The organism is Paenibacillus sp. Root52, assembly GCF_001426865.1.
Taxonomy (GTDB): domain Bacteria; phylum Bacillota; class Bacilli; order Paenibacillales; family Paenibacillaceae; genus Paenibacillus.
Window position 1 is genome coordinate 1200501 of record NZ_LMFO01000001.1, and the last position, 20479, is coordinate 1220979.

Consider the following 20479-nt stretch of genomic DNA (forward strand, 5'->3'; position numbering starts at 1 on the left):
GGACTACCCATCACTTTTCAAATCCGAATAAAATGTCATCCGATTTTTGCCCGCACGTTTGGACTCATATAACGCCTCATCAGCCATACGAATAATTTCGCTTGGATTGCCACTGTTGGTTGGATACTCCGCACCACCGATACTACATCCAATCTGAATACGTTCATATTCAATCACAAAAGGTTTATTCAGGCTTTGGATAATCTCCTCGGCATACAATCGTGCTTCCTCTCGTGGATTACTTCCCACCGAACGAAGCACGATCAGAAACTCATCGCCGCCCAACCTGACGGTTATGCCTTTATCCTGACTTAATGCATTGAGACGTTGAGCTACTTTTTGCAATAAGACATCTCCGGTTTGATGCCCGAGGGAATCATTCACACGTTTGAATCCGTCCAGATCAAGATAGAGGAAGGTGAGTGTATGATCCACGCTTTCCGTCTCCAGCGACTCTTCCAGATAAAATTCAAGTGCCGTTCTGTTCGGCAATCCAGTTAATTGATCGTAGTGCGCTAGGTTCTGCATCACAACAAGCTCGGAGTCTTTATTTTTAAGTGAAACGACCATTTCCCTAAGAGAACGTGATAGCTCCTCAATTTCACTAAATCCTTTGTTCTCTGGAATCTGTACTTGCTCTCCTGCCCGAAGCTCATTAGCAACTTGAGTAAGTCGCATCAATGGAGCAGCAATTTTCCGGGAGATCCACCATCCGATCAGGACAAAGAGTACAGTCACCGCAAGCCCAGACCAAATGTTGAACCATAGCATATCCGAAACAGAAGCGAAGGCGGTCGATTGAACCTGACGAATCACCACCGTCCATCCAAGTCCTTCGTAATCCAAATGCCCCTGACTGTATGCAATTCCGGTCACATATTCCTTGCCATCCGGCCATTTCTCCGTAGTCCAACTGCTCTTGTGCAATTGCGCTTGTTCGATTCCCGGAAGTGTTAACGGTTTACCCATCCAATCTTTCGGACCTAAGAGCACCGTGTTTTCTTTCTTACTCACTATAAAAAATTCAATATCCTTCTCCTCATGAAATAAAGGTGCAAGAATAGATTCTTCAACTTCTTTCGCCCATGCCCAGCTTAAATGTGCAGCGAGAACTCCTCGCGTCTTGCCATCACTATCCTTTACCGGAAAGCTGATATCGACAAATTGCAGCGGTTCACCTGTAGGGTTAGGCAATAACTTGGCAAGTAGCACCGCATTATGAACATCTCCAATAAATTTACCCTTAATGCCTTCCTGATACACAGGTCGTTCGGATAAATCTTCACCTAACAGTATACCATCGGTTGCAGCAAGAACTTTTCCTTCAGGATTCATGTATCCTACCCAGGAGTAAGAGGGAAAGCTATCCTGAAGCTGATCCAATAACATCTGAATTTCAGCCGGTTCGAATCGATTCTCCAGCGCAGCCATTCGACCTAACAGATCCAGTTCACCTGAACGTGACCACATAAAACGATCTAATTTGTCAGATGCTTGTGAAGCAGTACCCATTAACGAGTGTCCAATCTCCGTCTCCACGGCAAGAAACGATTTTTGACTGAAAATATAACCGATGGTTAAAGATACTAGCAGAGATAACGTAGCGAAAATTGCAGTGAGTACGGTTCTAAGTTTGAATGACATCATTGCCTCCAATAACGCGGTGAAACCATCTTGCTTTTATAACATGATCATGTTGCAAAAGACACACGGGATGTCACCTATTTGTTTTCATATTTATCGGAATCGGTGTGCTTTTTTATTATACATACCCATACAATATGTTGCGAAATTTCTTACGAGTTTCTTCCATTCAAAGAATAGTCACGATTCTGTATATACATACTTGGGTTATGTATTTAGAGAGCAAGCATGTAATACAATGTTCATTCAGCATGTTTGTCACACACAGAAGAACTTCAACTAGAATTTGGGGGTGTAATGTTGAGCCTGCTTCATGTTGCTGTTATTTTGCCTTTTGTTGTAGGTATGTTGCTGTCCATGCTACATCGCTTTTTCCGAAAAGTACATATGGGATGGGCAGTTCTACTCGTTCCAGTTTCATTATTTGTTTATTTTGTAAGTCTTATCTCTAACGTGTCTGAACGTAACACCGTGTCTGGATTAATTCCATGGATCCCATCACTTGATATCGGTTTTAATTTTTATCTGGATGGTCTGAGTCTCCTGCTGTCACTTCTAATCACTGGAATCGGCATACTCGTTGTACTCTACTCGATTTATTATATGGATCAGAAAGAAGCCTTGAATCGTTTCTACCTGTATCTATTAATGTTCATGGGCGCCATGCTCGGCGTAGTTCTATCAGACAATATGATTGTGCTGTATGGCTTCTGGGAATTGACCAGTATTACGTCGTTCCTGCTGATTGCCTTTCATTACAAACGTAAGGCATCTACTTCGGGTGCACAAAAATCGTTTTTAATTACTGTATTTGGCGGTTTTGCGATGCTTGCCGGATTCATGCTGATGTATCTGATGACAGGTACGTTCAGCATTCGTGCTACCATTGCAGACTGGGGACAGATTCAGGAGAACGCATTATTTTTGCCTGCATTAGTCCTCATCCTGATTGGTGCGTTTACCAAATCGGCGCAGTTCCCATTTCACATCTGGCTACCGGATGCGATGGAAGCCCCTACACCCGTCAGTGCCTATCTACACTCCGCGACGATGGTTAAAGCCGGTATCTATGTTGTTGCTCGGTTTACGCCTATTTTTGGCGGGCAAGGACTCTGGTTTTGGCTCGTCACAGGGGTGGGTATCCTAACCCTCTGTTATGGCTCCTTTTTGGCTGTAAAGAAAAACGATCTAAAAGCAATCTTGGCTTATTCTACGATTTCTCAGCTTGGATTAATTATGTCCCTCTTTGGTGTTGGGTCAGCCGCTCTGTACTTTGGATACGGTGACTCCTCCGCGATGTATACGGTGGCAACAACCGCGGCCTTGCTGCATTTGTTTAATCACGCCACGTTCAAAGCAGCTCTCTTTATGGTCGTTGGTATTGTCGATCATGAAACCGGCACACGTGACATTCGCAAGCTCGGTGGTCTCGCTTCATTTATGCCAATCACATTCACGGTTGCCCTTATAGGGTCACTTGCGATGGCTGGTATCCCACCATTCAACGGCTTCTTGAGCAAGGAATTGTTCTTCCAAGCCATGGTTGAAATCACACATCTGCGGATTTTCGGGCTTGGCTCTTGGAGCATCCTATTACCTGTGCTTGCCTGGCTGGCGAGTGTGTTCACATTAATCTATGCCTTGATTATTGCTTTCAAAACATTCCTAGGAAGCACCCGCAGTGAACTACCTGCCGAGAAGATGCATGAAGCTCCAATCGGCATGCTCATTCCACCTGTTACGCTTGGCATTCTGGTCATTGTATTCGGTCTCTTCCCGAATCTGGTCGCGATGACACTGATTGAACCTGCAATGGCTGCAGTGTTGCCACAACTGCTGAGTGGTAACGAACGATTTGATGTACATTTCTCCCTCTGGCATGGTCTCACACCAGAACTCATCATGACCGTTGGTGTAGTTGCACTGGGTGTTACATTATATAAACTTTTGCCTAAATGGAGAAATCTGTATGAGCATTATCCACAAGGTTTAACCATTAACAATATGTATCATGTCGTGCTTGATAACTTGCAGCATTATGCTCGCAAATGGACGGAAGCATATATGAATGGCTCTGTGCGCAATTACCTGGTTTATATCTTTTCGTTCACAGTTGCACTTCTTGTGTATGCCTTCTTCCGTTCAGGTGAAAATATAACCTGGAATTTCCAGGGTAACGCGCCCTTCTCGTTCTATGAAGCCGTATTACTGATTACGCTGATTGCGGCAGCTGTATCCATTCCTTTTGCCAAGAATAGGCTATCTGCAGTTATCATGACTGGAGCCGTCGGATACCTCGTAACCCTGCTCTTTGTTCTGTTCCGAGCACCGGATCTGGCATTGACACAAATGATCGTAGAGACGGTTTCGGTTGCCCTGTTCCTACTCTGCTTCTATCATTTGCCTGAGCTTCAGCGGGGCAAGTCGAGTCGACGATACCTCACGGTAAATGGTATTGTGGCAATTGCTGTGGGAATTGTCATGACGTTTGTTGCATTAGCAGCAAGCGGAACAGCCTCATTGGAGAGCATTTCGACCTTCTTCCTGCAAGAAGCATATAACTCGGCTGGTGGTAAAAATGTCGTTAATGTATTGCTCGTAGATTTCCGTGGTTACGATACGTTACTTGAAATTATGGTGCTTGGTGTGGCTTCATTATCCATCTACTCCATGATTAATCTGAATCTAGAAGCAAAAGATCTGGGCGCACGATTGAAATTCCGTAAGAAAGAAACCACAGATGAAAATGACGTCGAGCTTGACGATAAAGACGATAACACGAAGAAATATGGGAATCGGGAAGGAACTTCATCTTCCTGGGATACGGTTCCTTTGCAAAGTAATGACGTATTACTGCAAACCACGACCAAGGTTGTCGTATTTATTATTTTGACCTTCGCCTTGCACTTGTTCTTCGCAGGGCATCACAACCCAGGCGGCGGATTTATCGGCGGTCTCGTTACGGCTGCTGCACTGGTACTCATTGCCCTTGCGTTCAGTACAGATACGATACGCAAAGCGTTACCTATTGATTTTCGTATGTTAACATCGATTGGTCTGGCAATTGCCTTATTAACGGGGGCGGGTTCATTTTTGTTCGGTGCTCCGTTCCTCAGCCAAACATTCGGGTATTTTGAACTTCCTTTACTCGGAGAGACTGAACTTGCCACGGCAATGCTGTTCGATATAGGCGTGTATCTAGCCGTCCTTGGCGTCACCATGACTATTATTCTACAGATCGGGGAGGATCGCTGATATGGAAATATTGATGTGTGTGGCCGTTGGCATTTTGTTTGCGGTCGCCGTCTTCTTAATCTTATCGCGGAGCCTGCTCCGAATTGTACTCGGCATGTCTATTCTCACGCATGGCGTGCATCTGTTGTTAATAACGATGTCTCGTCTCAAGACCGGAGCTCCACCTCTACTTGGGGAGCAAGCGGAAAGTTATGTTGACCCGCTGCCCCAGGCGCTTATTTTGACATCGATCGTTATTAATTTTGGTCTAACTGCCTTTTTCTTTGTTCTATCCTACCGTTCATATCTGAAACTGAAAACCGACGATATGGAAGAAGTAAGGGGGCGGCCATATGAATAATCTTGTTGTTCTACCGATCCTGCTACCCTTAATTACAGGCGTTATCGCTATCCTTTTTTTCCGGAAGGTTAGCATTCAGCGGTTCGTCAGTGTTGTTGGACTTTTGCTCACCGCCGCAGCTTCAACGGTGCTAATTGTTCAAGTTGCCCAATCAGGCATCCAAACGTTGAATATGGGAGGCTGGACACCCCCTTATGGTATAGTGCTTGTTGCTGATATGGTATCAGCACTGCTCGTTGTTGCTGCATCCATTATAGCGTTGGCCTGTCTTCTCTACGCTTTTCGCAGTGTCAACAAGGAACGAGAGGAACATCACTTCTATCCGTTCTTTCACTTTCTGATTGCTGGGGTAAACGGATCGTTCCTCACGGGAGATATCTTCAACCTATTTGTAAGCTTTGAATTGATGCTGATCTCTTCCTATGCCTTAATCGTGCTTGGAGGAACGGAACGACAATTACAGGAAACGATCAAATATGTCCTGATTAACATCGTTTCTTCTGCACTCTTTGTTGCTTCGATCGGCTTCTTGTATTCCATCACTGGCACATTAAATATGGCGGATTTGTCGGTTCGAATTGCTGAGATCGGTCAGAGTGGTGTCGTAACACTTATTGCTGTGTTGTTCTTGATTGTATTTAGTATTAAGGCCGGATTGTTTCTTTTCTTCTGGCTATCTGGTTCCTATGCAGCTCCACCAGCCGTAGTTACGGCACTGTTCGCTGGATTGTTAACCAAGGTGGGATTGTATGCGATTGTGCGTACGTTCACACTCATCTTCTACCATGATCCGGATTTCTTCCACGCCTTAATTGGGTGGATGGCCGGAGCTACCATGATCCTGGGGGTTATTGGGGCAATTTCCTATCGTGACGTGAACAAAATTTTGATCTACAACGTTATCGCAGGTGTCGGTTTTGTCGCCTTCGGTATGGCATCGGCCAGTCGAACGGCACTTGAAGGTCTGCTCTTCTACATGTTGCATGATATGCTGATCAAAACACTGCTCTTCCTATTAGGCGGTGCATTGATTGCAGTCGCAGGCACATCTAAACTCGACAATATGGGCGGGCTCATTAAACGCTATCCCATGCTCGGCTGGATGTTCTTCATCAGTGCACTTGCATTGGCGGGTATACCGCCATTCAGTGGATTCCCGGGTAAACTGTTGCTGTTCGAGGGCGGCTTGCAGACAGGCTTGTACGGACTGACCGGAATTGCGGTACTCTCCAGCTTGTTAATGCTCTACTCTGTACTACGTATCTTCATCCAAGCGTTCTGGGGTGAGCCACCTGCGGGCGTTGTCCGTCGACCTTATCCGGTGAATGGTTTGCTGATTCCAGCGGGTATCCTGTTTATTTTTATCATCGTGATGGGTGTGGGGGCTGAAGGTATGTTCCAATTAACCTCGCGCGCAGGCGACATTCTGCTGCATCCGAATCTGTATATAGATGCCGTATTGAAGGAGTAGATGCGTATGGCCTTTCAGATAATACTCAATCTTATTATCGCTTTTGTATGGATGTTTCTGAACAATGCCTGGAACGGCGTTGGTTTTATTACTGGTTATTTACTCGGTTTGTTGCTCATTGGAGGCATGCGACGTTTCTTCCCGCAACGGTTGTATGTTGTACGCGTTTGGGCAATTATTAAGTTGCTTATACTGCTGTTTAGGGAATTGGTGCGTGCCAGTATTGAGGTCATCCGTCAGATCATTAAACCTAAGCTTGATATTCGACCAGGTATTTTCACCTATCGAACAGAATTATCTTCCGATTGGGAAGTTACCCTGCTCTGTCTGCTTATCTCGCTAACACCAGGTTCCTTGCCACTCGAAATCTCAGGGAATCAACGGAAGCTGTTTATCCATGCACTGGATATTAAGGATGAGCAAAAGTTGAGAGATGATATCAAGAACACGTTCGAAAAAGCAATAATGGAGGTGACACGTTAATGTTGTCCTCACTACTGTTTATTTCATTGCTAATTCTATCTCTGGCTATTCTCGGCTGTCTATATCGTGTCCTTCGTGGACCCTCAATGGCTGACCGGATCACAGCCCTAGATACGATAGGCATTAATGTTATTGCCATTGTAGCTGTATTATCCATGATGCTTAAGACACAAGCCTATTTGGATATTATTTTATTGATTGGTATTCTCGCATTTCTAAGTACGGTAGCCTTTGCGCGTTATATCGAACGGGGGGCGGTGTTTAAAAATGATGGAGATCGTTAATGGAGCCGCTGAAACTGCCATTGGTCTACTCGTTCTGCTGGGAGCTTTACTGAGTGCATTTAGTGCATTTGGTCTCATTCGGTTACCTGATGTCTATTTACGAGCACATGCCGCGACCAAAAGCATGACTCTTGGAGTCCTGTGTGTGTTAAGCGGAGCCTTTTTATTCTTCTGGATCTTCGATAACTACATCAGTGCACGCGTATTATTAGGTATCTTGTTTGTATTTATCACTGCTCCTGTCGCAGGGCATCTGAACGGACGTGCTGCCTACCGTACGGATGTACCTCTATGGGAACAGAGCATTCAAGATGAACTTGAGCCCTTACTGAAAGGGAAGAAGGTTAACCACGAAGAGAAGGATATGATGGAGTAACCTCATAGTACGCAAAAAAGACCTGCGATGATGCAGGTCTTTTTTCAGTTGTAGGATGATAATGTCAGTGGTTCTATTGCTCTAATTCTAGAAGCCATTCAATCCTTGTCTTTTCAGATCATTGACTAGAATGCGTGCTAGCTCTGATGCGCCTTGGCGATTGGGATGCAGGCTATCTCCAGTCATATAGAGCGCGAGCGTTGCTTGAGGACCAATGGAGGTGAAGTAGGCTGAACTTAGTTTGTTAAGCTCTACGAGTGTTACGTTCTCTTCTTGAGCCAGTGCTCTTGTAGCTTGGTTATACCACCGATTCTCAGCACTATGCACGTTAGCTGAATTGAAGTCTGTGGCTCTTCCCTGCGGAGTAGATAAAATAACCGTAGCTCCCTTGTTCTTGGCTTGCACCACCATGTCTCGCATGATCTCTTTGAATTGCGCTTCCGTGGTATTGTTCTTCGCATTAGTATCATTGATCCCGAGTTGTAGGATGAAGTAATCCCCTGGTTTGATGTATTTCAGAATCGCTTCCATCTGTCCATCGTCACGAAACCCTCGTGCGATTTGCCCTCCAGAAGCCATGTTACGCACCTGGAACGTATTATTATTGACATAGGAAGGCAATAACTGCCCCCATCCACCCTGGACGCTACTGCTCAAGGGATAATAGTTAGCTACCGTTGAATCGCCACCAATATAAATGGTACGTTTCGTTACCGCCTGATCTGAGATTTTCCGTATTTCAAGTGAACTCAGCGTAAATGCAGTGCCTTCCTTGCCTTCCGTTACGAGCAAATTAAGCTGACCGTCTGTCACCGGTATTTGGAACTGGTCAGTGGCTCCATTACCTGTCATATTGATGATCTGATAGCCCCCTTCCGCAGCGACACTTGCTCGTGCTGTATTGCCTAGTGTTACCTTCACCTCATAGAGACCATTGCTCAGATCCACATTAAATGTATTAGTGCTCTTCGTGCCGTATGTGAGAAATTGTACTGCATCTTTTGCAACGCCTGTACCTGAAGCTGACACGTTACGCATCTGTGACGGGGTATTGAAGCCATATCCTCTTGTTGACGTATACGCATCCGAGGCAGACACACCCGTGTAACCGCTCTCAACAGAGCCAGCACCAAAGTCAAATTTGTATTCATTACCCGCCGCATGCGCAACTGTTCTCTCGCTTGATCCGAAACCACTGCCTAACACCCCAGCAAGCAAAGTAACACTGAGCAGAACTCTTACCGTTCTTGACCATCTATTCATTGATTATCTCCTCCCAGGCATAGTAGCTTTCATCTTCATCACAAGCTAACACACTCTTTGAAGCAGCTCTTACAAAAATCTCTCTAACCAGTCATAGGCTATGGCACCACTTATCTCATGTCCACCTGCAAAAAAATCTGCATCCAGCAGCTCAGCTGCTCCTTGTTGCTCGTAAATCTCGGTTAACCGAGCATAAGCTTCTTTCGCTGAGGATAGTGGAAATACCCGATCATCACTGCCTGCTTCAATAAATAAGGGTCTAGGTACCATCAAACCGATGATATCTGGTAATTCTGACTCTAACAAAATTCCTGGAATGTAATTATCCAAACAATGATTGCGATCTAATATGCTGCCCTGAAACGTACTCGCATACCCACTCACAACCGCGGCACGGCATCTTTCATCCAGTGCAGCTGTAAAAGCCGTCACAAGCCCTCCGCCCGAAATACCCATCATTCCGATCCGCTCCGAATCAACGTCAGCTCTCTCGGATAAATAATCGAACACTCGCATCATCTCGTAGACCCGATGTCCAGCCAGCGTCTCTCCAACCATCAACAGATGAGCAGCGATCTTCGTACAGGAGCTTACGCCGGGTGCTGCGTCGCGATCTTCTTCTAATCTACGGTCGCCAAAACCGAGCAATTCTGGAACGGCCACGATATACCCTCGCTTCACAAGAGACACTGCAAAATCCTTGTGTAATCCCGGATCACCTGCGCGCGGAGCACCGTCCGGCTCCATTCCAGTCACTTCTCGGCTGCCGTACCCATGACCATGGCAAGCGATGACTGCAGGTCGAATACTGTTTTCAGAGGAAGCATCCCTTTCGGTGGGAAATAACATGTATACAGGCATACGTAACCCCTCATACGTTGTGATCTCAACTCGCTCTCGGATGTATCCGTCGCATACGGTATGCTCCAGTCGTACAGGGTTTAATGCAGATGCGATATCTGGAAACCCACCCAGTCTTTCTTTTATCCGTATTCGTAGCTGACGACTCCACTGCTCTAGCGAATCACCTGGCTGATATGTTGAACGTCCGTGCTGGCTTGTTCGCTCTTTCAAATAGGATTCAATCGTAGACATTTCCGAATACTCCCTCCCACACTCAGCTAATCATTCTTGCCTACATTATAAATCACAATGCTAGCTTGGGAGTTGAACATTATTGTTCCTTTATCGCCAATTCATGCTATTTATAACTTATTCGTTTGACCAGGAAGCCACCAATTCCATCTCCCCATCAGTTTCATTAATGCAGGAACAAGCAATAGACGAATGATCGTTACATCAATCAGAACTGCAGCCGTGATCCCGATTCCAAGTTGCTTCACTCCCGCTACATCGCCAAAAGCAAACGGAATGGTCACCGCAAGTAAAATAGCTGCTGCTGACGTAATCAGTCGCCCCGTTGAGGAAAGTCCTTCCTGCACAGCCAAGTCGCTATCTCCTGTTCGTCGATAGGCTTCCTGAATACGTGTCAGCATAAATACACCATAATCCATGGATATACCAAATACTAAGCCAGCAATAAAAACAGGGATCATGATGGCAACAGGCGAAGGCTCCATGCCCCAGTGTCCTTGGTTAAATATCATGACCAGAATGCCGAAGGAAGCTACCAGGCTAAGTATATTCATTACAATCGCTTTGATAGGAATAATTAATGATCGGAAAGCAACAAGCATAACTAAATAGTTCGATACCACTACAAATACAATCACCTTGGGCAGCTTATCCATAATCTCTTTCATTATTTCGTACTGGTCAACTGCTTCTCCACCATAATGGATTGGCAGGCTCTGCTTCACACTAGAGACAGCATCATGTCGATACATCCGTTCAATCCAGCTGGCAATCTGATCTGAGCCGGGTTCTCCCTTCACGGTTACCTTCATCCGAATCGCATGATCCGAGACATAGCCCAGCTCCGCCAAGGCTGAAACTGAATTCACCATACCAGGATTGATCTGCTTCCACGGTGAATCAATATCAACAACATCCGGATCTTGTCGAAGCTCCTGAAGTTTATACAAGGCAGTATTCCAGTGTTTTTTACTTAATAGCTGATCCGTACCACCAATGACAAGATCTACCGAAGAGACCTCTCGCTGCCCAAATACACTCTGCACCTTTTCACTCGCTTGCCGTGACTCCGTCTGAATGGGTAAGGATGTTGCATCTGGAACTGCCATGTCTAGTTTAGAAACGGGTAAAACACACAGCAACAAGGCCGCTGTTCCAAGAATAACCATCCGAATGGGTCGCTTCATGACGATCCCTGACCATCGACGCCACATACTACTCCCTTGATTCGAGAGATGAGATGACGAGATGTTGATATGTTTAAAAATATGTCTAGCATATAACGAGAGAATCGCAGGTAATAGCGTTATATTAAGGAGTACAGCGACGATTAAGACGGTTATCGCTCCTAATGAAACACTCATGAACATAGGTAATTGAATCCAGAGTAGACCAAGCAAGCCGAGAAATACACAAGCAGCAGAAAATAACACAGCTCTACCCGCCGTTTGCATGGTTCGTTGAAGGACTTCAGCATATACTGTGGAATTCACATCTCGAACCTTACTTAACTCTTCTCTATACCTACTTAGGATAATGAGAGCAAAATCAATGCTTAGCGCCATACCCACCATTGGAATGACGTTGATAATGAAGTTAGACAATTCCACCTGATGACCCATAAGAGCCGTTGCTCCCATGGCGATTACTACGCTGGAAATCCCCATCATGACTGCGATCAGAGCAACATTCCATCCCCTGAAGGCAAACCACAGAATCATTAGGGCTAGTGGCACACCAACCACTTCAGCGTGCTCCAAGTCACGAAAGCTCAAACGGTTCACGTCCTGCTGTACGACCGGCTTGCCGGTCAATTGCACAGTTCCCGGGTTATTTTCGGTTAACACAGAGCGCAATTGTTGAATGACATCTTTTATCTGATGAGTTGGAGTATTCAGATCCAGCAACGCGTAAGCTATATCTTCACGCAGCATGAGTGCTCCGCGTGGTTCAAGCGGAGAGATGATCGCATGGACGCCCGGAACTTGCCGTGCCTTTTCTAACTGAATCTCAATCCATGCTCGGAACTCAGCTCGTTGTGTCTCCTCATTCTTCTCCAATACAACCACGACCGGATCAACGGGGATATTGAATTGCTCCTGCAACATAAGCTCAACCTGATGGGCATCCCCATGCATCAGCTTCAATCCATGATCTTCAACGACACTGGGTAATTTCATTGCCCAAGTGACAGACATCCCAATAATAATAAGCCAGCACCATATCATGAACCGGGGATAACGGCTCACAAGCACAGTTAGGCTGCGATACCCCATACCCATGCTCCTCTAATATCAGATTGGAAACCCTTTTTTGACAGAAGTCGGTTCCGCAAGTTCGAATCACATATGACAGAATATAGTACAAGTCTATTCGGATCGAAATCTCTTTATGTTTGGCAAACAACGAAAAGCGGACAACCATGTACATTTGCACATGATGCCCGCCTAATTGGTATATATCACTTACCTTATGTCTTCTTAAATGCATTTTCCATACTACAGAGGTCGAATTACGGTAAAGCGCTCCCCAAGCTTGGCATAGTCATTGCCTGCCAGTCGACTGACCGGTTTCAGTTGATCCATCAATAGGTACTTTGTGGTTGGATCATACACGTTTTCACTGAAATGATATTGCACAATCCGTACTAATATGAGATCGCTGACAGGTTCACCCTCATCATTAGAGATGGGGATATGCTGATACAATGTACATTCCATTCGAATAAGCGCCTCTTGTATACCTGGTACAGCCACCACAGTACTTGGCACAGTTGTAAGGTTTGTGCGGTCAAGTTCACTTTCATGTGGCTCCAGCATTGCTGCCGTTTCATTCATGTCGCTTACAATCGCCTCATCACAGATATGTATAACCAGTTCTTTACCAGACAAAATATTGCGAGCAGTATCTTTCATCTCACCAGCCTTGCGTCCAATTGAAATCGACAACAACGGGGGATCTGAACTGACTACATTGAAAAAACTAAACGGCGCAGCATTCACAATTCCCTCTTCCTGCGATAACGTCGTAACAAATGCGATTGGCCGTGGCACAACAGAGCCACTCATGAATTTATAATTATCTTTAGCCGTTAATTGCTGTGGATCTAATGTATACATGCTGTCATCGCCTCTCCTCTATATCTATCGTTTATTTAAACAACTTCATATATTCTGCTCCGTTATTATATAACGCTCGGTATAAGAATAACAAAAACTCTTTGGCATCTTCGTGCCAAAGAGTCTGTTTAGGCTAGCAACCTAGCTGTAGCATGCTTTATTTTTATTTAACAATGCTATTTTGAATGTCTTCCATAATTTGCGTGTTAGCCTGAACTCCGCTGTACAACCAGCTACTTTCCCGAGTGAATTCGAACAGGTTACCGTTCTTCACTGCAGGTATGTTCTGCCATACCGGATCCTTCAAGGCCTCTGCTCCTGTACCCACATCACTGTTGACAAAGAACAGATAATCAACATCCATAGTCGCAAGCTTCTCCAACGAAATAGCTGACCAGTTGCCTGTTGCTGTAGCTGATATTTCCTTTACAACCTCAGGCTTAGCTAGTCCAAGCTCATTGTACATCACTTCACCACTGGATACGTTATCGCTCACCATAAAGAATTTCCCGTTGACTAACCAAATGGCCGCAGCTGATTTGGTTCCACCTGTAACGGTGTTTATTTTCTCTTTAACCTCTTTTACCTTGAGATCGTAATTGTCCAGCACTTGTTGTGCCTCGTCACTCTTATTCAGAATTTCGCCGATTTTTAGTAACGTCCTGCGCCAGTCTTTATAAACCTCTTCACCCAGCACAAAGGTCGGCGCAATTTTGTTATATTGCTCATACTTCTCACCTTCAACCATGTCTTCAGTGCCAATGATGATCAAATCGGGACTGAAACTGACTACAGCTTCAAAGGGAAGATCAGATGCAATGGGTGGAATCCCCTCTAAGTCCTTTTGCAAATATTGTTGAACCCCTTTAGTTACAGACCATTGAGCTACTGGCTTAACACCAAGCGTAACTAAATGATCCTCTAGATAAGAAGCGATAATACGCTCCGGATTAGCAGGAATTTGGACTTCGTGGCCCATCGCGTCTGTCATGGTTCGTTCTGTTGGTGTTTCTGTCTGCGTCTCAGACTCAGCTGCTGTATTCTCTCCTGTCGCTGATGGCTGTTGGTCTGTAGACTTTGCTCCGCAAGCTGCCAACCAGATGGACATGATCATCACCGTAATCAGAAGTATGATCATTTTTTTGTTCTTGTTAAACACGTAATTATCCCCTTTCAATATGTACCTCTCTAACAAACCCAATATACCGGACACATCCGATCTTTCCTAAACATCAGCACATATTATACATGCGTATACTTTTATGCGATCCATCGACAATGATAATCGTTATCAACATAGAAGTCAACATTGTTACCGTCGTTGACAACATTTTGAATCATAAGATTAATCAATTTCATAACACACAAAAAGGGAATAGATGTAACGAGATATAGACAAATTGAATCGCGTTTTGATCTATATGTCGTTTGGATTGAAGCAGCTAAAGGTATGATGAAATGGATTCAGATCATGTTAAATTTCGCATCCTTCATCACCTATAGGCAGATGCCTTCATATGCTGATTTCAGACTAAGCAGACAGGAAGGATGTTCGATCATGAGTTACCCATATAACACGTATTCCGCCTATGAGGAGAATCGCTCATTTCAATTTCCACCCATTTTCCCAGGTGGCACGCCAGGTGGAATTCCAGGCCAACCGATTCCTGGAATCCCCGGCGGTACCGGGGGCTTACCTCCTTTTTTCCCGGGCGGAGGCACAGGTGGTCAGCCACCATACTTTCCAGGAGGGGTTCCTGGTACAGCGCCAGGTGTTCCTGCCCAACTTGCACAAGGCAATCTGCCCACTTTACTGAGCGCGTATCCTCGGCCAGTGGGTCAGCCTCCAGCAGAGATGGTTTACTTATACAATCTAATTAAAAGCAGCCCCGGTCTACTTCCACTATTTATCCAGCAGCAACCACAAAACTTGACCCAAGCTGTGCAATTTGCGCAATCAGGCGTATCGGCACCTCGGAACAACGAAGAGCGCGTGCTGAACCGGTTCTGTTACAACCGTTGGTCTCTCGTCTTCACTTACAATGATGTCTATCTGATGTGGCCTGCCATTAACCTGTTCGGATTCGTGGTTGGTTACTTCTATCCATTCCAGACTCCGGGTATTTTGTTGAATACACAAATTTTGTTCTCCCTCTGTTAGGACGTTTCTCAAATGTTCTGAACATTTGCTTCTTACGGAGTTATACGATACGCCCTAGAAAAAACAAACGCCCCACGTGGAGAGATCCTCTCTCCACGTGGGGCGTTGCCACTTCGTGTATTAGTGTGCCACTTGCCGTTTACTTGTTTTTCTAACCATCATGAGGTAGATAAGTACTGCGCCGAGATCAGCACAGAGAATAACAATCCCCATAGGTACAGCCGTTCCCTCACCACCTAGTCCAACAAGTGGAGCCACAATTCCTCCAAACAAAAAGGTCATTACACCAATCAGTGCGGATGCACTTCCCGCAGACTTGGATTGATTAGCCATCGCCAATGCAAATGAAGCGGTATTCACTAGACCTACACTAGAGACCACTAGGAATAATGGAATGAGTATTGAGATCAGGTTGCCTCCGGCTAAGATCGCAATGAATAGAGAAGTTCCTCCCAATGCCGCAACAATTAGACCAGCGATCAGCAAACGAGATTCGGAAACCTTTCCAGCAAGCCTTCCTGCGATCTGACTGGCTAATATAATTCCCAAGCCATTAATCGCGAAGCAGAGACTAAACATCTGTGGTGAAATGCCATATATTTTCTGCAACACAAAGGGTGAACCTGATATGTACGCAAACATACCTGCACCTACAAATCCCTGAGTCAGAGCATAACCCATAAATAAACGATTACTCGCAATTTGGCGGAACGTCACCAGTGTCTGTTTCATTCCACCACTGGATCTTCGATCTGCTGGCAGGGTTTCTCCTAAGCCAAAAATGACAGCTAATAATGTCAATACGCCGATAAGACTTAATAAAATAAATACACCTCGCCATGACGTGTATTCGAGTAACAGACCACCTATAATTGGCGCAGCAATTGGTGCTACACCGTTAATTAACATTAGAAGTGAGAAAAATCGTGTTAATTCAGGTCCGTCATACACATCCCGAACGACTGCACGAGAAATTACGATGCCTGCCGCTCCTGCAACACCTTGAATAAAGCGTAATACTACAAAAGAACCCATAGTTGGGCTAACCAAACAAAGAATAGAGGCTATCGTGTAGAGTAACAATCCAGCAATCAACGGAGTGCGGCGTCCTCGAACGTCACTCAATGGTCCAGCGAGCAGTTGTCCTAGAGCAAGTCCAACCATACAAGCGGTTAGACTGAGCTGTGCATAAGACGTTGAAGATTCGAAATCCGCTGCTAGCGTAGGCAGTGCGGGCAGATACATATCCAGGGACAACGGCCCGAAGGCCGACAATGTCCCGAGAATTAGCGCCATACGTATGCGCGATGTTGAATGGGTGGTTAATGAAGCCGATGTCGATTTTGTACGCATGGTGTTACTGCTCTCCGTTTCCTAGTAACTTGAGCAGATTGGAAGGTAACGTAAATTGCTGATTGTTGATGATGATACGGCGTAGCTCTTCTTCAGTCCGCTCATTCTCAGCATCCTTGATCTCCTGGATCTCTCGGTGCAATCGCTCCATCTGTTGATCAAGCGCATTCGCAGAATCCGCAGCACTCTTCAGCTCTCTTGTCAGATGTTCGGGAACATCCTTGTTGTATTTGTAGAAGATTTTATGCTCTAGGCTCGCCCAGAAATCCATCGCAATCGTGCGGATCTGTATTTCCACGCAAGCTCGCTCTTCCCCATTGGACATGTACACAGGCACATCGACCAACAAGTGCAGGCTCTGGTACCCATTAGGCTTCGGATTTTGAATGTAATCCTTCACTTCTAGAACACGTAGATCGCTTTGATTACAGAGCATATCCTTAATACGATAAATATCAGAAATAAACGAGCAAGTGATGCGAACACCAGCGATATCCTTAATGTTTTTCTTAATACTTTCGAAGGTTAATTCATGATTCTTGCGGAACATCTTATTCATAATACTTTCAGGTGACTTCAACCTTGATTTTGTATGTTCAATAGGGCTGTAATCATGCAGGGACTGGAATTCTTCCTTAAGCACTTCAATCTTCGTTTCCATCTGATCAAGTGCAAATTTATAAATCATCATAAACCGCGTAATCTCATATTTAAATTTCTTGAATTGATCAATTGGGTGTGGTGCGTTCATCATTATGTTCTTCCTTTCTCCGTGGACACTAGAGTAAATTTATGAAATGTGAAGATAACATGGGTTCAACCTCATGCCTTTGTACTCATTATAAATCATCTGGAGCCAATAAACGAATTTCTACACGATGACGGTCTAACGAAGATGGTGAATGAGATCTATATTTTGACATATGCTAAACCTACTCCACCACTCAACAAAGGGACACTCTTGAAGAAAGGAAGCGATTCTGATTCTCTATCACGTTACTTATTCTTCCGATTCTTATCGTGTAAAAGCATATCTCGGTCTTCCCGATGGCTGCTCGTTGTCTTCCTTCTCTGTCCCAACAGAGGTTGATAACTTACCACCCGCGCCAACCTTATCACCCACGCTCCATCCTGTGAAATTGACCGCACTGGCTAGTCGTTATTCCAGAGCCCATTCGAATCAGATACACATTGATCAGAACACATTATGGCCAGTACTGATCTACTGCCGAGGTGGACTCGGTAATTATGGTGGGGTTAATACGTCTTGGATTGAACATTTTGTTAACTACGGGTATATCGTGTTCGCCCCTGCATATCGCGGTAATGAAGGTGGTGAAGGGCGTGATGAGTATGGCGGCAGTGATCTGCAAGATGTTGTATCCGCTTATCAATTGGTGCATGGACTGCCTTTTGCCGACCCGTCACGGATCTCTGTCATGGGTTTCTCGAGAGGCGCGATCAATGCTGTACACGCAGCAGCGACTTACAATACAAAACCTCATGGTGTTCACAAGCTCGTGTTATGGAGCGGTGTCGCCGATGTGGCTCAAACCTATCTGGAACGTACAGATCTGAGAAGAACACTTAAACGGGTTCTCGGCAATTCTCCGCATCGAGCTCCTGAAGCGTACACTGCCCGTTCGCCACTCTTCAAAGTTCCAGAGCTTCGCTGTCCCGTCCTAATCATGCATGGAACTGCGGATACTCAGGTGAAGTACAGTCATGGTACACAGATGTATAACGAATTAAAACGCAGCGGTGCGGAGGTTACGTTTCACGCCTACGGGGGAGAAAATCATCATTTCCAAGGCACAGTTCAGCAGACCGCGATCAGCCATATGTTTAAATGGCTTGGGACACCATCGTGATCCAAGCCATAACTGCGGTATTCATTAGGGCAAATGTTACGGTATACTAGAGGGGTACCTTTTTCGTGAAAGGATGAAAGTCACATGCATCATCAGATAACCCTCCAAAAGTACGCATTGCTCATTCTATGCATGGCTGCCGGTATGGTCGACTTGATCGGATATTTAGCCTTAGGTCATGTACTAACCGCAAATATGACGGGCAACATCGTTTTGCTGGGTATTGCTATTGCTCGAGCTCAGGAGTTTGTTGTACTCCGTTCGTTAATCGCACTTATTGGATTTATCATCGGAAATGCAATAGCAGCTCGCATGATTGGATGGGGACGGAGCGAAAGTGGCTGGACGAAGCGAATTACAACTGTATTTGTAGTTGAGAGCAGCTTACTGCTCTTTTTTGCTGTCGCCATGATCAGTCCCTATGCAGAACAACTATCTTATCTATTGATTCTCGTCTTAGCAGCAGCGATGGGAATACAAACTACAGCAGCTCGCCGGATCGGCATTGCTGGCATATCTACAACCGTTCTAACGAATAATCTGGCCGCCGTTGTGGAAGATACCGTAAGCATTATGTACAGGATAAGACACACCTCTGCCAAATCCCTATTTAAATCATTATCCGGCGATGTATATCTACGTGCTGGTGCGGTTCTGATTTATTTGGTCGGCATCGTTGCTGCCGCACTTCTGTTCCAACATTGGCCTCTAATCTCTGTCTGGATTCCTGTTCTGCTCGTTGGAGGCATCACCTTGTATGCTCGGACTCAATTCAGCGATGTACGGGATACAGCAAGTGGTAGTTAAGAAGCCAATCAGTTATATTGCATGTTCGAAGCTTCCTGCTTCATTAGATCAACCAATTTTCGAGCAGCGGGTGACAATACTTCCCCTGCTCGTGTACATACCGCGAGTATATTCTTCAATTGCATATGCTGGACGAATACGCGTGCCAGTCTGCCTTCACGAACATCCTCTTTCACAACCAGTGAAGAGATAAAATTAGCTCCATATCCTGCTTTTACTGCACTGATTGTCTCATTCAGCCCATTGAATTGAAGAGCGATCCGAGGTGCAGGCAAATTATTGGTTGTACAGAGTGATACGAGTCGATCTCTGGTTACACTTCCCTCTTCACGCATGATGAATGGCTCTGCCATCATGTCTTTCAATTCTACTTCCCGTCCCGCATATGGATGCTCTGGATGAACGACAAACCACATCTCATCCTCAAACAGCTCATCCCAGTGAACCCCGTCATGTGTGATCCCACTTCCACCGTATACCGCAATTTCTGCTTCATATCGAAGCAATTGATCAAATGCCATCCGTGTATTCGTCGTATTCACAACGACCTCAACCTCTTCATGCATCTGCTTGAATCGAGCAATCCATGCTGGAAGCAGAAAATTAGCCGGGAGATATGTTGCTGTAATCCGGATCATGCCTTTCTTGCCTGCCCGGAAATCCTCCACAAAATGCTCTACTTCTTGTTCCAGCATAAATAACCGTTCTGCATAACTGATAAGCTGTGTACCCACATCCGTAAGAACAAGTCTTCTGCCCTCCGAGACAAATAGCTGAATGTTCAGCTCTCGTTCAAACTTTTTCACTTGGGATGAAACGGCCGGCTGACTAATGTTGAGTTCTTCAGCAGCTCGTGTTACCCCACCATATCGCACAATAGCATGAAACAACCTTAGTCCATGTAGATTCATGTGATCTCCTTTCAAAACATAACTAAAATGTATGATTAAATATAAT

17 protein-coding genes and 1 pseudogene are annotated in these 20479 nt (G+C 45.2%); 9 read left to right on the forward strand and 9 right to left on the reverse strand.

All coding sequences use genetic code 11. The features are described 5' to 3' along the window. Nucleotides 1-3: 3 nt before the first annotated feature. Nucleotides 4-1647, reverse strand: coding sequence for a sensor domain-containing diguanylate cyclase (locus ASD24_RS05105; RefSeq protein ID WP_235540355.1), 1644 nt, complete (start codon nt 1645-1647; stop codon nt 4-6). A 297-nt stretch (nt 1648-1944) separates the two neighbouring features. Here ASD24_RS05105 and ASD24_RS05110 point away from each other — a divergent pair, with 297 nt between their 5' ends. Genes ASD24_RS05110 through mnhG form a run of 6 tightly spaced genes read left to right on the forward strand, consistent with a single transcriptional unit; the run spans nt 1945 to nt 7853 of the window. Beyond that, entirely contained in the window at nt 1945-4899 is a 2955-nt protein-coding gene (locus ASD24_RS05110) for a Na+/H+ antiporter subunit A (protein ID WP_056692362.1), read from the forward strand. A gap of 1 nt (nt 4900) precedes the next feature. After that, nucleotides 4901-5239, forward strand: coding sequence for a Na(+)/H(+) antiporter subunit C (locus ASD24_RS05115; RefSeq protein WP_056692365.1), 339 nt, complete (start codon nt 4901-4903; stop codon nt 5237-5239). Continuing rightward, nucleotides 5232-6710 (forward strand): Na+/H+ antiporter subunit D, encoded by a 1479-nt coding sequence (locus tag ASD24_RS05120; RefSeq protein WP_056692368.1) that lies wholly within the window; start codon nt 5232-5234, stop codon nt 6708-6710. Before ASD24_RS05115 ends, ASD24_RS05120 begins: the two co-directional genes overlap by 8 nt. Before the next feature lie 6 nt (nt 6711-6716). Beyond that, the gene (locus ASD24_RS05125) at nt 6717-7193 is read left to right on the forward strand and encodes a Na+/H+ antiporter subunit E (protein ID WP_056692370.1); all 477 of its coding nucleotides are present in this window, start codon (nt 6717-6719) and stop codon (nt 7191-7193) included. Then, nucleotides 7193-7477, forward strand: coding sequence for a Na(+)/H(+) antiporter subunit F1 (locus ASD24_RS05130; protein WP_056692373.1), 285 nt, complete (start codon nt 7193-7195; stop codon nt 7475-7477). Before ASD24_RS05125 ends, ASD24_RS05130 begins: the two co-directional genes overlap by 1 nt. Then, entirely contained in the window at nt 7461-7853 is a 393-nt protein-coding gene (gene mnhG / locus ASD24_RS05135) for a monovalent cation/H(+) antiporter subunit G (RefSeq protein ID WP_056692376.1), read from the forward strand. Before ASD24_RS05130 ends, mnhG begins: the two co-directional genes overlap by 17 nt. An 87-nt stretch (nt 7854-7940) precedes the next feature. Here the strand turns inward: mnhG and ASD24_RS05140 are convergent, their stop codons facing one another. The 5 genes and pseudogenes from ASD24_RS05140 to ASD24_RS05160 all read right to left on the reverse strand — a co-directional run bounded on the left by ASD24_RS05140 (nt 7941) and on the right by ASD24_RS05160 (nt 14489). Further along, nucleotides 7941-9116 (reverse strand): rhamnogalacturonan acetylesterase, encoded by a 1176-nt coding sequence (locus ASD24_RS05140; protein WP_082560274.1) that lies wholly within the window; start codon nt 9114-9116, stop codon nt 7941-7943. Nucleotides 9117-9185: 69 nt separating this feature from the next. Continuing rightward, a pseudogene (locus ASD24_RS05145) lies at nt 9186-10217 on the reverse strand (dienelactone hydrolase family protein); the annotation flags it as partial. Between the two features lie 104 nt (nt 10218-10321). Next, nucleotides 10322-12487, reverse strand: coding sequence for an MMPL family transporter (locus ASD24_RS05150; protein ID WP_056692382.1), 2166 nt, complete (start codon nt 12485-12487; stop codon nt 10322-10324). 222 nt (nt 12488-12709) lie between these two features. Further along, nucleotides 12710-13330 (reverse strand): flavin reductase family protein, encoded by a 621-nt coding sequence (locus tag ASD24_RS05155; protein WP_056692384.1) that lies wholly within the window; start codon nt 13328-13330, stop codon nt 12710-12712. A 163-nt stretch (nt 13331-13493) separates the two neighbouring features. Further along, on the reverse strand, nt 13494-14489 hold the full coding sequence (locus ASD24_RS05160) for an ABC transporter substrate-binding protein (protein WP_235540357.1): 996 nt from the start codon (nt 14487-14489) through the stop codon (nt 13494-13496). Between the two features lie 399 nt (nt 14490-14888). Between ASD24_RS05160 and ASD24_RS05165 the strand changes: the two genes are divergently transcribed. After that, nucleotides 14889-15491, forward strand: coding sequence for a hypothetical protein (locus ASD24_RS05165; RefSeq protein ID WP_056692387.1), 603 nt, complete (start codon nt 14889-14891; stop codon nt 15489-15491). Nucleotides 15492-15611: 120 nt separating this feature from the next. Here ASD24_RS05165 and ASD24_RS05170 read toward each other — a convergent pair whose 3' ends face one another. Next, nucleotides 15612-16844, reverse strand: a complete 1233-nt coding sequence (locus ASD24_RS05170; protein ID WP_056692390.1) for a multidrug effflux MFS transporter — start codon at nt 16842-16844, stop codon at nt 15612-15614. Between the two features lie 4 nt (nt 16845-16848). Beyond that, a complete protein-coding gene (locus ASD24_RS05175; RefSeq protein WP_056692631.1) occupies nt 16849-17595 on the reverse strand; it encodes a GTP pyrophosphokinase in 747 nt (248 codons plus the stop codon). A 382-nt stretch (nt 17596-17977) separates the two neighbouring features. On the opposite strand from ASD24_RS05175, the gene ASD24_RS05180 reads away from it, so the two are divergent. Next, the gene (locus ASD24_RS05180) at nt 17978-18715 is read left to right on the forward strand and encodes an alpha/beta hydrolase family protein (protein ID WP_235540359.1); all 738 of its coding nucleotides are present in this window, start codon (nt 17978-17980) and stop codon (nt 18713-18715) included. 84 nt (nt 18716-18799) lie between these two features. Beyond that, nucleotides 18800-19522: a YoaK family protein gene (locus ASD24_RS05185; protein ID WP_056692394.1), complete on the forward strand. Its 723-nt coding sequence runs from the start codon at nt 18800-18802 to the stop codon at nt 19520-19522. Between the two features lie 8 nt (nt 19523-19530). Here ASD24_RS05185 and ASD24_RS05190 read toward each other — a convergent pair. Continuing rightward, nucleotides 19531-20479 (reverse strand): LysR family transcriptional regulator (locus tag ASD24_RS05190; RefSeq protein ID WP_327205227.1); only part of this gene is annotated, 949 nt, incomplete at its 5' end.